At 58.9% G+C, this 12,483-nt stretch carries 12 protein-coding genes; 8 read left to right on the top strand and 4 right to left on the bottom strand.

The window, feature by feature from the left end; translation table 11 throughout:
- Positions 1-38: 38 nt before the first annotated feature.
- Positions 39-692, bottom strand: coding sequence for a YggS family pyridoxal phosphate-dependent enzyme (locus ACORLH_RS00340; protein ID WP_321830615.1), 654 nt, complete (start codon positions 690-692; stop codon positions 39-41).
- Positions 693-876: 184 nt separating this feature from the next.
- Positions 877-1,737, bottom strand: coding sequence for a porin (locus tag ACORLH_RS00335; protein WP_321830614.1), 861 nt, complete (start codon positions 1,735-1,737; stop codon positions 877-879).
- A 275-nt stretch (positions 1,738-2,012) separates the two neighbouring features.
- Here ACORLH_RS00335 and ACORLH_RS00330 point away from each other — a divergent pair, with 275 nt between their 5' ends.
- The gene (locus ACORLH_RS00330) at positions 2,013-2,483 is read left to right on the top strand and encodes a DUF3576 domain-containing protein (protein ID WP_321830613.1); all 471 of its coding nucleotides are present in this window, start codon (positions 2,013-2,015) and stop codon (positions 2,481-2,483) included.
- A 75-nt stretch (positions 2,484-2,558) separates the two neighbouring features.
- On the opposite strand, the gene ACORLH_RS00325 is transcribed toward ACORLH_RS00330, so the two are convergent.
- Positions 2,559-3,818 (bottom strand): glycosyltransferase family 4 protein, encoded by a 1,260-nt coding sequence (locus ACORLH_RS00325; RefSeq protein WP_321830612.1) that lies wholly within the window; start codon positions 3,816-3,818, stop codon positions 2,559-2,561.
- Between the two features lie 153 nt (positions 3,819-3,971).
- Between ACORLH_RS00325 and leuS the strand changes: the two genes are divergently transcribed.
- The 4 genes from leuS (at position 3,972) to ACORLH_RS00305 (ending at position 8,703) form a co-directional block, all read left to right on the top strand.
- Positions 3,972-6,518 (top strand): leucine--tRNA ligase, encoded by a 2,547-nt coding sequence (leuS, locus tag ACORLH_RS00320; RefSeq protein ID WP_321830611.1) that lies wholly within the window; start codon positions 3,972-3,974, stop codon positions 6,516-6,518.
- Positions 6,505-6,999 (top strand): LPS assembly lipoprotein LptE, encoded by a 495-nt coding sequence (lptE, locus tag ACORLH_RS00315; protein ID WP_082626184.1) that lies wholly within the window; start codon positions 6,505-6,507, stop codon positions 6,997-6,999. The genes leuS and lptE overlap by 14 nt, the downstream gene beginning before the upstream one ends.
- A gap of 4 nt (positions 7,000-7,003) precedes the next feature.
- Positions 7,004-8,011, top strand: coding sequence for a DNA polymerase III subunit delta (gene holA, locus ACORLH_RS00310; protein ID WP_321830610.1), 1,008 nt, complete (start codon positions 7,004-7,006; stop codon positions 8,009-8,011).
- A 107-nt stretch (positions 8,012-8,118) separates the two neighbouring features.
- Positions 8,119-8,703 carry a glutathione S-transferase family protein gene (locus ACORLH_RS00305; RefSeq protein ID WP_321830609.1) on the top strand — a complete coding sequence of 195 codons (585 nt, stop codon included), beginning with the start codon at positions 8,119-8,121 and terminating at the stop codon, positions 8,701-8,703.
- Positions 8,704-8,709: 6 nt separating this feature from the next.
- Here ACORLH_RS00305 and ACORLH_RS00300 read toward each other — a convergent pair whose 3' ends face one another.
- Positions 8,710-9,582 (bottom strand): MurR/RpiR family transcriptional regulator, encoded by an 873-nt coding sequence (locus ACORLH_RS00300; protein WP_058242606.1) that lies wholly within the window; start codon positions 9,580-9,582, stop codon positions 8,710-8,712.
- A 171-nt stretch (positions 9,583-9,753) separates the two neighbouring features.
- Here ACORLH_RS00300 and ACORLH_RS00295 point away from each other — a divergent pair, with 171 nt between their 5' ends.
- Genes ACORLH_RS00295 through ACORLH_RS00285 form a run of 3 tightly spaced genes read left to right on the top strand, consistent with a single transcriptional unit; the run spans position 9,754 to position 12,465 of the window.
- Complete coding sequence (locus ACORLH_RS00295; protein ID WP_321830608.1) at positions 9,754-10,554, top strand: N-formylglutamate amidohydrolase; 801 nt, start codon at positions 9,754-9,756, stop codon at positions 10,552-10,554.
- On the top strand, positions 10,542-11,138 hold the full coding sequence (locus ACORLH_RS00290; protein WP_321830607.1) for a TRAP transporter small permease subunit: 597 nt from the start codon (positions 10,542-10,544) through the stop codon (positions 11,136-11,138). The genes ACORLH_RS00295 and ACORLH_RS00290 overlap by 13 nt, the downstream gene beginning before the upstream one ends.
- A gap of 4 nt (positions 11,139-11,142) precedes the next feature.
- Positions 11,143-12,465 (top strand): TRAP transporter large permease, encoded by a 1,323-nt coding sequence (locus ACORLH_RS00285; protein ID WP_321830606.1) that lies wholly within the window; start codon positions 11,143-11,145, stop codon positions 12,463-12,465.
- Positions 12,466-12,483 lie beyond the last annotated feature (18 nt).

The following is a 12,483-nucleotide window of genomic DNA, read 5'->3' as shown; positions in this document are numbered from 1 at the left end:
TGGCAGAAGCCCCACAGCGGGGCTTCGCCTATGCGCGTTTAGCCGTAATCCCGCGCGCCAAAAATGGCTGATCCCACCCGCACATGGGTGGCACCAAAGCTAACGGCCTTCTCAAAATCGCTGCTCATCCCCATCGACAGGCCGGTCAGGTCGTTACGCGCAGCGATCTTGGCCAGCAGGGCAAAATGCAGCGCAGGCTCCTCCTCCACCGGCGGGATACACATCAGCCCCTGCACTGGCAGATCCAGCCCACGACATTCCGCGATGAAAGCGTCTGCGTCTGCTGGCAGGATGCCTGCCTTCTGCTCTTCCTCACCGGTGTTGACCTGAATGAACAGATCCGGGCAGTGACCCAACTCCTGCGCCAGACGGGCGAGAGTATGGGCCAGCTTTGGCCGATCAACAGAATGAATCGCCTCAAACAGCTGCATCGCCTGGCGCGCCTTATTGGTCTGCAACGGGCCGATCAGATGGACATTCACGCCGTCAAACTGATCGCGGAAATCCGGCCATTTACCGGCCGCCTCCTGCACTTTGTTTTCCCCATACAGCCGATGCCCCTCTTGCAGCACCGCCTCGACCCGTTCGTTCGGCTGCACCTTGCTGACCGCAATCAGCTGCGTGCTGCCCTCTTCACGACCGGCGTCAGTCTCTGCCTTGCGCAGACGGGCGGTGATTTCAGCAAGCGACATGATGGACCTCCACGGATTGGGTTTCGCTGCGGACAAAACACCATGATCGCTCAAAAGGACAGGGCAAAAGGGCAGTGCACTAAGACAAAAGAAAACCCCGCACCGAAACGGCCGGGGATAGCGCAAAAGAAAAGGGACAGGCGAAACGCCTGCCCCTCTCTTAGGTAGTCCTAAGCGTTCTGAATTAGAACGAGAAGGTCATGCCCAGGTCAGCAACGGTCTCGCCGCCAACTTCAGCAACACCACCGGCGATGGCTGCGCCACCACCCAGCGAGTAGGAAGCGCCGATGCCGTATGCGTCAGCTGCGCCGCGCTCGGCGTAAGCTGCGGTTACGGTCAGGTCGCCCTGCGAGTAGGAAGCGTCCAGGCCGAAACCGTCAACGTTGCCAGCTTCTGCGTAGGTGGCGGTTACGCCAAATGCGCCAGCCGAGTAACCCAGAGTTACGTTCCAGTCTTCGGTGCCGTCGTTGTCACGGAAGCCAGCCGAAGCGGAGATGTCGCCGAACGAGCCAGCAGCCGAAACGGCCCACTGGTTGGTTGCCGAGTCAACCGATGCTGCAACGGCGATGTCGCCGAACGAGTAATCGATACGGATGTCGTCCGAACCGTTTTCACGCAGTGCGTCAACAACATCGTCAACACCCAGACCGTCGAAACCGATGTCGGAGATGCCGCCAACGTCCTGAGCTTCACCGATGTTACCAACGGTCAGCTTCAGGCCGCCCATTTCGATGTAAACTTCAGGATCGCCGATGCCGCCTTCACCCAGACCGGAGGAGTCACCGTTGCTGTCGTCAGCAATGCCGGTGCCCTGAGCGCCGTTCGAGTCGTTGTACGAAGTGTCCAGGTCGAACGATGCGCCGAACTTCAGGCCGCCGTCGGTTTCACCCGAACCTTTTACGTCGAAATCCAGTTCGTTTTTAACAATGGTTTCGGAACCATTGTACATTACACCAAAGTTAGCCGAACCGCCGAAGCTGATTTCAGCTGCTGCAACACCGGCGGTGGCTACCAGCGCGGTCGATGCGAAGAGAATCTTTTTCATGATTTTTTCCCTCGGTTTTCCAATCAAGCGCCCCAAAACGGGTGATCCGCTTGGGTATGGCGTCTGTCTCGCTCTTTTCGGGGTCGGTTTGCAAGCCGCCTGAACCGATTGATTGGATTGTGCATCCCGGATGGTGCAGCTTTGCCACACCTGCACCCGGCGGGTGGCGATGGCCTGCCGATCACGCGGCTGCACACAGCGTATATACACTAAAGCCTTGCTCCTTAAGAATCCCTTCGCTAGGACGGTTGGGAAACCGAATTCAGGGCCGAAGAATGACCTTTATCAACCGTTTCAAACTTGTATTTGCTGGCGCCGCCCTTTTGGCGGTCAGCGCCTGCAGCGTTGTTCAGCCAGAAGCACTGACACCCGAAGCGCAGGCACAAACCGAAGAAGAACGTCGTGAGACCATCTGGGACATTTTCCGCGATCAGGACCCGGACGTTAAGGTTTCGGTAAACCGCTTTATCTGGAATGCCTCCTTAGAGGTGCTGAACTTCATGCCCGTCGAATCGGTGGATCCGTTCACCGGCGTGATCGTCATGGGCTACGGCACACCACCCGGCGGCAACCGTGCCTACCGCGCCACCGTTTATGTCAAAGACCCTGCGCTGGAAGCACGCTCATTGATCGTGGCACTGCAAGGTAAGAACGGGCGTGCGGTTTCGGCCAGCACGCAGCGTGCGATCGAAGATGCGATCCTATCCCGCGCGCGTCAGCTGCGCATTCAGGACGGGCGCCTGTAAACCGGCAAGCCCATCGGAATTCAAAGGCGCCTCAGGGCGCCTTTTTCTTTTGCGGTAGATATTTACCGAACCCGCTCAGTCCCGAATCGGTTGCGGCTCCAGACCTGCCAGGTGGTCTACCCATTGCATTTGCCGCGGCAGACACTGGCTGCGCAGATCGTAATTCTGCACGATATGTTTGCGCGCCGCCTGACCAAAGTTGCGGCGCATCTCGGCGTCCTCCAGCAGGGCGCAGCATTTTTCCACCAACCCATCGCCATCGAAGAAATCAACCAGCATGCCGTTTTCGCCATCCCGAATCGCTTCTTTCAGCGGGCCGGTGTCGCTGGCGACAATTGCCGCCTCCGCACTCATCGCTTCAAACAGCGACCAGCTGAGCACAAAGGGATAGGTCAGATAGAGGTGCACCCGGCTGACCTGCAGCAGCTTGATGAACTGATCGTAGGGAATCTTGCCCAGGAAATGCACTCGCTCCCAGTTGGGTGTTGGGATCTGGCCGCGCACCTCATCGATGAAGATCTGTTTCCAGGTCTGCCCTTTCGGCGGACGCGCACCATAGCTGACGTCATCACCACCAACGATCAGCACCTTCGCGTTGGGACGTTCCCGCAACAGCCTTGGCAGCGCCCGCATAAAGATGTGGTAGCCGCGATAAGGTTCCAGGTTGCGATTCACAAAGGTGATCACCTCATCGCGCCGCGTCACCTCTGATCCATTAGGCAAGGCGAATCGCACCTCCGGGTTGGCAGTTACCAAATCGGTGTCGATCCCATCGTGAATCACCTCAATCTTCTGGCGCCATTCCGGTGGGAAGGTGCCGGCCTGAAACTGCGTTGGGCTGATGCCGGCATCGGCCACCTGCAAGTGCACCAGATTGTTGAGGTTCTTCATGCGGATACGCAGCGCATCCAGCGTAGTGCTGTCACTCTGAAACTCTGGATCAAAGCCAAGATGTTCCTCATTGGCCAAATGATACAGCTCACAATAAAGGCCGATCCGCGCCTTGGGCCAGACATCGCGCAGGAACATGGTTTCGCCCCAACCGTGATGGCCCACGATGATGTCGGGGGTAAACCCACTGTCGCGCAGATGCATGGCGGCGTGAAAACAGGCCTCGGCTCGGATCACCTTGGTGTCAAAGTCCGTGACCCACGGGTGGATCCCCTGCCCCTGCTGCCGCTTGATCTGATAGGGCAGCACCCGCACACCATTCCAGGTTGCCGGTTCTTTCACCCGAAGCGTCAGCGCCACACATTGATGGCCCGCCGCCGCCAGGGCCGGCGCCAGATGTTTGTACTGGCCAGGAAAATTCTGGTGGATAAAGAGGATCTTCATGGAATTGCCTGTATCACTGCTGCTTCTCTTATAGCGCGTGTTTGGCAAGCGCATAGCCGGTCATTTTTGCGCAGAGGCACTGGACCAATGCGCGCCAGCCGCCTATCACCCCTGCGACAAGAGATTAAACATGCCAGGAAAGGTCCGTCCGACATGACCCGCTACTCCGCAGCCGAAATCGAAGGCAAGTGGCAAGAGGCCTGGGACAAGGCCGAAATCTTCAAGGCCGTCCGCAGCGACGACAAGCCGAAATACTACGTGCTGGAAATGTTCCCCTACCCGTCGGGGCGCATTCACATCGGCCACGTGCGCAACTACACCATGGGCGACGTGATCGCGCGGTATAAAATCGCCACCGGTCATAACGTGCTGCACCCGATGGGTTTTGACGCCTTTGGCATGCCGGCAGAAAACGCCGCGATGGCTTCGGGCGGTCATCCCAAGACCTGGACCTATGACAACATCGACACGATGGTGAACCAGATGAAACCGCTGGGCTTTGGTCTGGACTGGTCGCGCATGTTCGCCACCTGTGATCCGGAATACTACGGCCAGCAGCAATCGATGTTCATCGACTTTATCGAAAAGGGTCTGGTCTACCGCAAGAACGCGGTGGTGAACTGGGATCCGGTCGACATGACCGTTCTGGCCAACGAACAGGTGATTGACGGCAAGGGCTGGCGTTCCGGCGCCGAGGTGGAACGCCGTGAGCTGACCCAGTGGTTCTTCAAGATCTCCGACTACTCAGAAGAGTTGCTCGACTCGCTGGGCGATCTGGAGGATTGGCCCGCCAAGGTCCGCCTGATGCAGGAAAACTGGATCGGCAAATCGCGCGGTCTGCAGTTCGGCTTTGAACGCACCGATGGTGGTGACCCGATTGAGGTTTACACCACCCGCCCCGACACGCTGATGGGTGCGTCCTTTGTGGGCATCTCACCCGATCATCCGCTGGCCAAACAGCTGGAAGCCGAGCGTGAAGATGTGGCGGCCTTCTGCGCTGAGGCGCGCAAAGGCGGCACCACGGCTGAGGCGATCGAAAAGGCCGACAAGCTGGGCTTTGACACTGGCCTCAAATGCAAGCACCCCTTCGATGAGACTTGGGAACTGCCGGTCTACATCGCCAACTTCATCCTGATGGACTACGGCACCGGCGCGATCTTCGCCTGCCCGGGCCATGATGAACGCGACTACGAATTTGCTACCAAATACGACCTGCCGATCATTCCGGTCTTTACCCCGGTTGAGGGCGAGGCCGAAGCAGGCAAAGCCTATGTGCCCACCAAGGCCGAAAAGGTGCGCTACATCAAAGGCTTCTCTGGTGAGGAACTGCAAACCGGTGAAGAAGCGGTCAACGCCGCGGTGGACTATTGCGAAGGCAAAGGCATCGGCAATGGCGTGACCAAATTCCGCCTGCGCGACTGGGGCCTCAGCCGCCAGCGCTACTGGGGCTGCCCGATCCCGGTTGTCCATTGTGATGACTGCGGCGTGGTGCCCGAGAAGAAAGAAAACCTGCCGGTCGAACTGCCCGAAGACGTCAGCTTCAACATCCCCGGCAACCCGCTGGACCGCCACCCGACCTGGCGCGATTGCACCTGCCCGAAATGTGGCAAGCCAGCGCAGCGCGAAACCGACACGATGGACACATTCGTGGACAGCTCGTGGTATTTCGCCCGTTTCACCGCGCCGCGCGCCGACACCCCGACCGATCTGGCGGATGCCAACTACTGGATGAACGTCGACCAGTATATCGGCGGCATTGAACATGCGATTCTGCACCTGCTCTACTCGCGTTTCTTTGCCCGCGCGATGAACATCTGCGGCCACCTGCCGGAGAAGTCTAAAGAGCCGTTCAACGCGCTGTTCACCCAAGGCATGGTGACCCACGCGATCTACAAAACCGAAGGTGCGGATGGCCGTCCGGTCTATCACTACCCCGAAGAGGTGGACCTGCGAGACGGCAAAGGCTTCCTGAAAGACGGCACTGAGGTGACTATCGTGCCCTCGGCCAAGATGTCGAAGTCGAAAAACAACGTTGTCGACCCGGTGGAGATCATCAAACAATACGGTGCTGATACCGCCCGTTGGTTTGTGCTGTCCGACAGCCCGCCCGAACGTGATGTGGAATGGACCGCCTCGGGCGCTGAGGCCGCGCATAAGCACCTGAGCCGTGTTTACCGGATCTGCAGCGAAATCGCCGCCTCCGATGCAGCGGACAACGCCAAAGAGGATGAGGCCCTGCTGCGCGCCATGCACAAGGCCATCCATGAGGTGACCGGCGGCGTGGACAGCTTCGGCTTCAACGCCTCCATCGCCAAGCTTTATGGTTTCACCAACACCCTGTCGAAATCCAACGCAGGTGCAGCAGCGAAACGTCAGGCGGCCAAGGTACTGGCACAGCTGATGTCACCGATGACCCCGCACCTGTCCGAAGAATGCTGGCAGATTCTGGCGGGCGAAGGGCTGATCGCCTCCGCTGAATGGCCGGTGGCGGACGAAAAAATGCTGGTGGATGACACCGTCACCATGCCGATCCAGATCAACGGCAAACGCCGGGCGGAAATCAGCGTGGCCAAAGACATGCCCAAGGAAGAGGTTGAAAACCTCGTGCTGGCACACGAAGCTGTGGTCAAAGCCCTCGATGGGGGCCAACCGAAGAAGCTGATTGTGGTGCCGGGGCGTATCGTGAATGTGGTTGTCTAAACGCAGAAACTTCCTTGCTTTGATCTCAGCCGTAGCCCTGACGGGCTGCGGTTTCACCCCGGTCTATGCGCCGGGGGGCGCTGGGGCGCAGTTGCAGGGGGCGGTCTTTGCCACTGACCCGACAACCCGCGATGAACAATTGCTGGTTCAGCAACTCGAAAGCCGTCTGGGCCGTGCCACTACCGCGCGCTACCTGCTGGATTATCAGCTAGAAGTCAGCCAACAGCGGATGGCCGTTCTGGAAAGCAACACCACCGCCCGGTTCAATCTGATCGGTGAGGTGAAGTATCAGCTGAAGGATGCTGATACCGAGGCCACGCTGTTCACCGGATCAGCGCGGCAGTTCACCGGCTATTCCACCACCGGCACCACCGCGGCCACAATTTCCTCGGAACGTGACGCCCGGGCGCGCCTGAGCGTGATTCTGGCGGATCAGATTGTGGCGCAGTTGCTGCTGAACACGGCCGATCTGGGCCTCTGACGCCATGAAACTTGCCCCGCGCGACGCCAATAAATACTTCCGCCAGCCCGAAAGCCACCGCGCCGGGCTGTTGATTTATTCGGCAGATGCCATGCGGGCCGCGCTGAAACGGCAAGAGGTGATCGCCGCCCTCATCGGACCAAACGGTGAGGAGGAAATGCGCCTGACCCGCATTCCCGCCGCCAGCCTGCGCAAAGATCCCGCGCAGCTGCTGGATGCGATCAAGGAGGTCAGCTTCTTTCCCGGCCCGCGGGTGGTCTTTGTCGAAGACGCCAATGACACCGCGGCGACGGCCATAACCAACGCCATGGTCGACTGGGCCGAAGGTGATGCGCAGGTGATTGTTACCGGCGGCGCGCTGAAACCCACCTCCAAACTGCGCAAACTGTTTGAGGCACACCCAAACGCCTATGCCGTTGGGCTATATGACGATCCGCCCAGCCGCGAAGATATTGAGGTTGAGCTGAAGCGTTCCGGGATCCAGGACGTCGACACATCCGCGATGACCGATCTGATGGACCTGGGCAAAGATCTGTCGCCCGGCGATTTCCGCCAGACGATGGAGAAGCTGGCGCTTTATAAGATGGGCGACCCTACCCCGGTGCAATCCGAAGACGTGGCCGCCTGCGCGCCAGCCACGATTGAGGCCGCGCTGGACGATATTTTGAATGTCGTGGCGGAGGGCAGATCGGATCAGATCGGCCCCATTCTGGAAAAGCTGAAAGCACAGGGCGTCAACGCGGTGTCCCTTTGCATCGGCACCACCCGTCATTTCCGCACCCTGTTCAACATCGTCGCCAATGACGGGGGCCGTATCTTCATCCCCGGATCCTTCAAACAGAAGGAGCGGACCCAGAAACAGGCCCGCGCCTGGGGTCCGATGAAGCTGGAGGCGGCGCTGACCATGCTGATGGACACCGATCTGCAACTGCGGTCTGCCGGGCAAAATGCCCCTGCAATGGCGCTGGTGGAACGCGCATTGATTCGTCTGGCAATGCTGGCCCGACGCTGAGGTCAGCCGCGCGACGTAGGGTCACGCTGGCTTTGGCGCGGCAATCACGGTCTCTTTCCACGCAGAATTTACCGGCCAGTTTCGGGCAAATTTCGGGAGGACAAGCGATGTATCAAGTGATCGGTGGCGTCAAAAGCCGTGGGTTTCGGGTGATTTGGGCGCTGGAAGAAATGGGCCTCGATTTTGAGGTGCTGGATGCCAAACCCCATTCCCCTGAGGTCAAAACCGCCAACCCACTGGGCAAGATCCCGGCGCTGAAAGTGGGGGAGGACTACCTGACCGATTCCAGCGCGATCCTGACCTTTCTGGCGGACAAGCACGATGCGCTGACCTACCCCGCTGGCACGATTGAACGGGCCAAACAGGATGCCCTGCTGCACCAGATCCTGGATGAATTGGATGCGGTGTTGTGGATGGCGGCGCGCCACAGCTTCATCCTGCCCGAGGAGATGCGGGTGCCGGCGGTCAAGGACAGCCTGAAACAGGAATACCTGCGCAACGCCGCACGGCTGGCCGACCGGCTGGAAGGGCCGTTTGTGATGGGTGACAAAATGACAATTTCTGACATCGTGTTAACCCACTGCCTGAACTGGGCCCATGTCGCGCGGTTCCCGGCACCGGATCAGCGGCTGGTTGATTACGCCAAAACCATGCGGTCGCGCGATGCCTTCCAGCGGGCGCTGAAGCGCTAATCCGTTTCAGGTAAACTTGCGGAAAAACCGGGTGCGATCAAACATGCCTTCCAGCTCTTCCATGCGCTGACGGGTCAAATCCCAGGTGTGTTCCTGAACCTCGGCAATCATGGCTTCGAGGATCAACATCAGTGCGGTGTTACTGTCCCAGGCCGAGGGCACGGCGATGCGGCCACAGAAGGTGCAATCGGCAAACTCATGCACCGGGCTGCGCCACTGGTCGGTGAACAATACGATTCGCGCGCCTTTTTCCTTGGCCATTTTTGCCAGTCGCAGCGTCGAGTTCTCATAGCGGCGCACGTCAAAGATCACCACGACATCACCCGGTTTGATGTCCAACAGGTAATGCACCCAGGCGTTTGACATCGATTGAATATGGGTCACCCCAGGGCGCGCCACCTGCATATGCATGAAGAAATAGTCGGCCAGCGCCCGGGTGATCCGGCCGCCAACCACCAGAACTGAATGATTTGTTTCAGCCAGCATCGCGCAGGCGCGGTCAAACTGTTCGGGATCGATCTGCGTCAGCGTCTGCCGGATGTTGCCCATCACCGCATCGGTGAACCGGTTCAGGATATGGGCGTCCGGGGCGCTTTCGACCCAGGTGTCATGTTTGGTGATCGGGTCCGAGATTTGCGCTTCCAATTCGCGGCGCAGGGCGTTCTGAAAGTCGGGAAAGCCCGAAAACCCCAGTTTTTGCACCATTCTGACCACGGTTGGCGTAGAAACCTCTGCCGCTTTGGCCACCTGCGTGATCGAAGCCAGCCCCGAGACCGGATAGTTCTGCAACAGCGAATCCGCCAATTGACGTTCCGCCCGTGTCAGGCTGTCAAAGGCGTTTTGCAGACGCTCGGCAATGGTTTCGGGTTGATCAGTCACAGGTTTCCCCCCTGGATCACGCACAATTTTGATTACGATATAAACAACCGACACTCGTTTGAAGAAAATTTTTCAGAATTTTCATTGACAGGTCAACTCAATCTGAAGAATTTATTTCAGAAACAGCCCGCGCTCTGACGTGGGCGTCGCGCGTGGGGGACACTTCTGGATATGGCGGATCGCAATCCGATCTTTGACAATGAGGCCGTGAAGGTCACGCTGCCCGCTGAGGCCGCGGCTATTTTGGTTGTGTGTGAACATGCCTCCAACGCCATGCCGGCAGAGTTTGACGGGCTGGGCCTGGACGAGGCCGTGCGCCAAAGCCATGTCGCCTGGGATCCCGGTGCCCTGCCGATCGCAGAACAGCTGGCCGAAGATCTGGGCGCGTCGCTGATCGCCGGTGGCGCCTCGCGTCTGTTGTTTGACTGCAACCGCCCACCCGAAGCGCCGGACGCCATGCCCGCCCGCAGTGAGGTGTTCGACATCCCCGGCAACCAGAACCTGACCGAGGCTGAGCGCGCCGAACGTGTCAGCCGGTTCCATGATCCCTTCAACGCCGCGATGGAGGTGCTGCTGGACCAGCAGGACCCGCAGCTGATGGTGACCATGCACAGTTTCACCGCCACCTATAACGGCAAGCCGCGTGAGGTTGAGATCGGCGTGCTGCATGACAGTGACAGCCGCTTTGCCGACGCGATGCTGGCCTGCGCTGCCAAACACACCGATATGGTGGTGCGCCGCAATGATCCCTATGGGCCGGAAAACGGCGTGACCCATACGCTGAAAACACATGCGCTGACGCGGGATATGCAAAACGTGATGATCGAGATCCGCAATGATCTGATCCGCACCCCAGACGAACAGGCCGCCATGGCCAAGATGATGACCGCATGGATCGCTGAGGCCATTGCGGCCTGCGGTCTGCCAAGTCGTGGTCTGCCAACTGAAGGAGGCGCGTCATGCCAGGGCTAATTCGCGGCTACGTCCGCTGGGTGGATGCCATCAACTATCGGCTGGGCCGGATCGTGATGTACGGCATCTTTGTCATGGTGGGGATCCTGATGTGGTCCTCGATCTCCAAGACCTTCTTCCTGCCATCGCTCTGGACGCTGGAAATGGCGCAGTTTGCCATGGTGTCTTACTACATCCTTGGTGGGCCCTATTCGATCCAGATGGGATCAAACGTGCGGATGGACCTGTTCTATCACACCTGGTCTGACCGCAAGAAAGCCCAGTTTGACGCCATCACTGTGGTGGTTCTGGCCTTCTACCTTGGGGTTCTGCTTTACGGTGCGGTTGATTCCTTTGCCTATTCGCTGGGCCATTTCAAAGGCACGCCTTTCGCCTTCATGTGGGAATTGGTTGTGGCCTTCGTCACTGGCGGCCCAACAGCTGCGGGTGAGGTTCTGGGCTATCTGGAACGCAGCCCCACAGCCTGGCGCCCGATCCTCTGGCCGATCAAGTTCATCATGATGCTGGGCATCCTGTTGATGCTGCTGCAGGCCCTATCTGAATTCTTCAAAGACATCGCCCGCATTCGCGGACAGGAGATCTGATCGCATGTCCTACGAAATGATCGCAATCTTCATGTTCGCCACCATGATGGTGATGCTGTTTACCGGCCAGCGTGTCTTTGGCGCGATTGGCGGCGTGGCAGCGCTGGCAGCGATGCTGCTGTGGGGCGACGGTGGCTCAGCCATTCCGTTTTCGGCCGCGATGAAGCTGATGAAATGGTATCCGCTGCTGACCCTGCCGATGTTCATCTTCATGGGCTACGTGCTGTCGGAATCCAAGATCGCCGACGACCTTTATAAGATGTTCCACATCTGGATGGGCCCGGTTTCCGGTGGTCTGGCCATTGGCACCATCGGGTTGATGGTGCTGGTGTCGGCGATGAACGGCCTCAGCGTGGCGGGCATGGCCATTGGCGCCACCATCGCGCTGCCGGAACTGCTGCGGCGGGGCTATGACAAACGTATGGTCACCGGGGTGATTCAGGCCGGATCCAGCCTTGGTATCCTTGTGCCGCCCTCCGTTGTGCTGGTGCTTTACGCGATGATCGCGCGCCAGCCGGTGGGGCAGCTGTGGCTGGCCGGCGTGGTGCCGGGTCTGCTGATGGCGACCATGTTCATCATCTACATCTACGTCCGCTGCAAACTGAACCCGGCGCTTGGCCCGACGCTGAGCGAAGAAGAGCGTAACGTGCCGCGCGCCGAAAAGATCCGCCTCTTGGGTGCAGGTCTGCTGCCCTTGGTGATCTTTGCCGCGATGATGGTGCCCTTTGTGAACGGCTGGACCTCACTGGTGGAAAGTTCGGCAATCGGCGCGATGACCGCCTTCCTGGCGGCAGTGGTCAAAGGCCGCATGACCCGTGAGGTGTTTGAAACCTCGGTGCGTCAGACACTGGCGATTTCCTGCATGTTCATGTGGATCATTCTGGCCGCCCTTGGCTTTGGCGCGGTGTTTGATGGCCTGGGCGCGGTGAACGCGATCAAAGACCTGTTCACCGAACAGCTGGGCCTGGACCCATGGGTGATCCTGATCCTGATGCAGCTGAGCTTCATAATCATGGGCACCTTCCTGGATGACACGGCAATGCTGGTGATCGTTGCGCCGCTTTATGTGCCGCTGGTTAAGGTGCTGGGCTTTGATCTGATCTGGTACGGCGTTCTCTACACTGTGACCACACAGATCGCCTATATGACGCCGCCCTTCGGCTACAACCTGTTCCTGATGCGCGCGATGGCGCCGCCGGAAATCTCACTGAAAGACATCTACGGCTCGATCCTGCCATTTGTGATGATCATGGTCTGCGCACTTACGTTGATTATGGCCTTCCCACAGATCGCATTGTGGCTGCCGGAATACGTTTACGGAAAATGACAGAACTCCAGTTAATGG

The organism is Thalassovita sp., from assembly GCF_963691685.1.
GTDB lineage: Bacteria > Pseudomonadota > Alphaproteobacteria > Rhodobacterales > Rhodobacteraceae > Thalassobius.
Note: the sequence above shows the minus strand (reverse complement) of the source record. Positions and strands in the feature narration are given on the sequence as shown.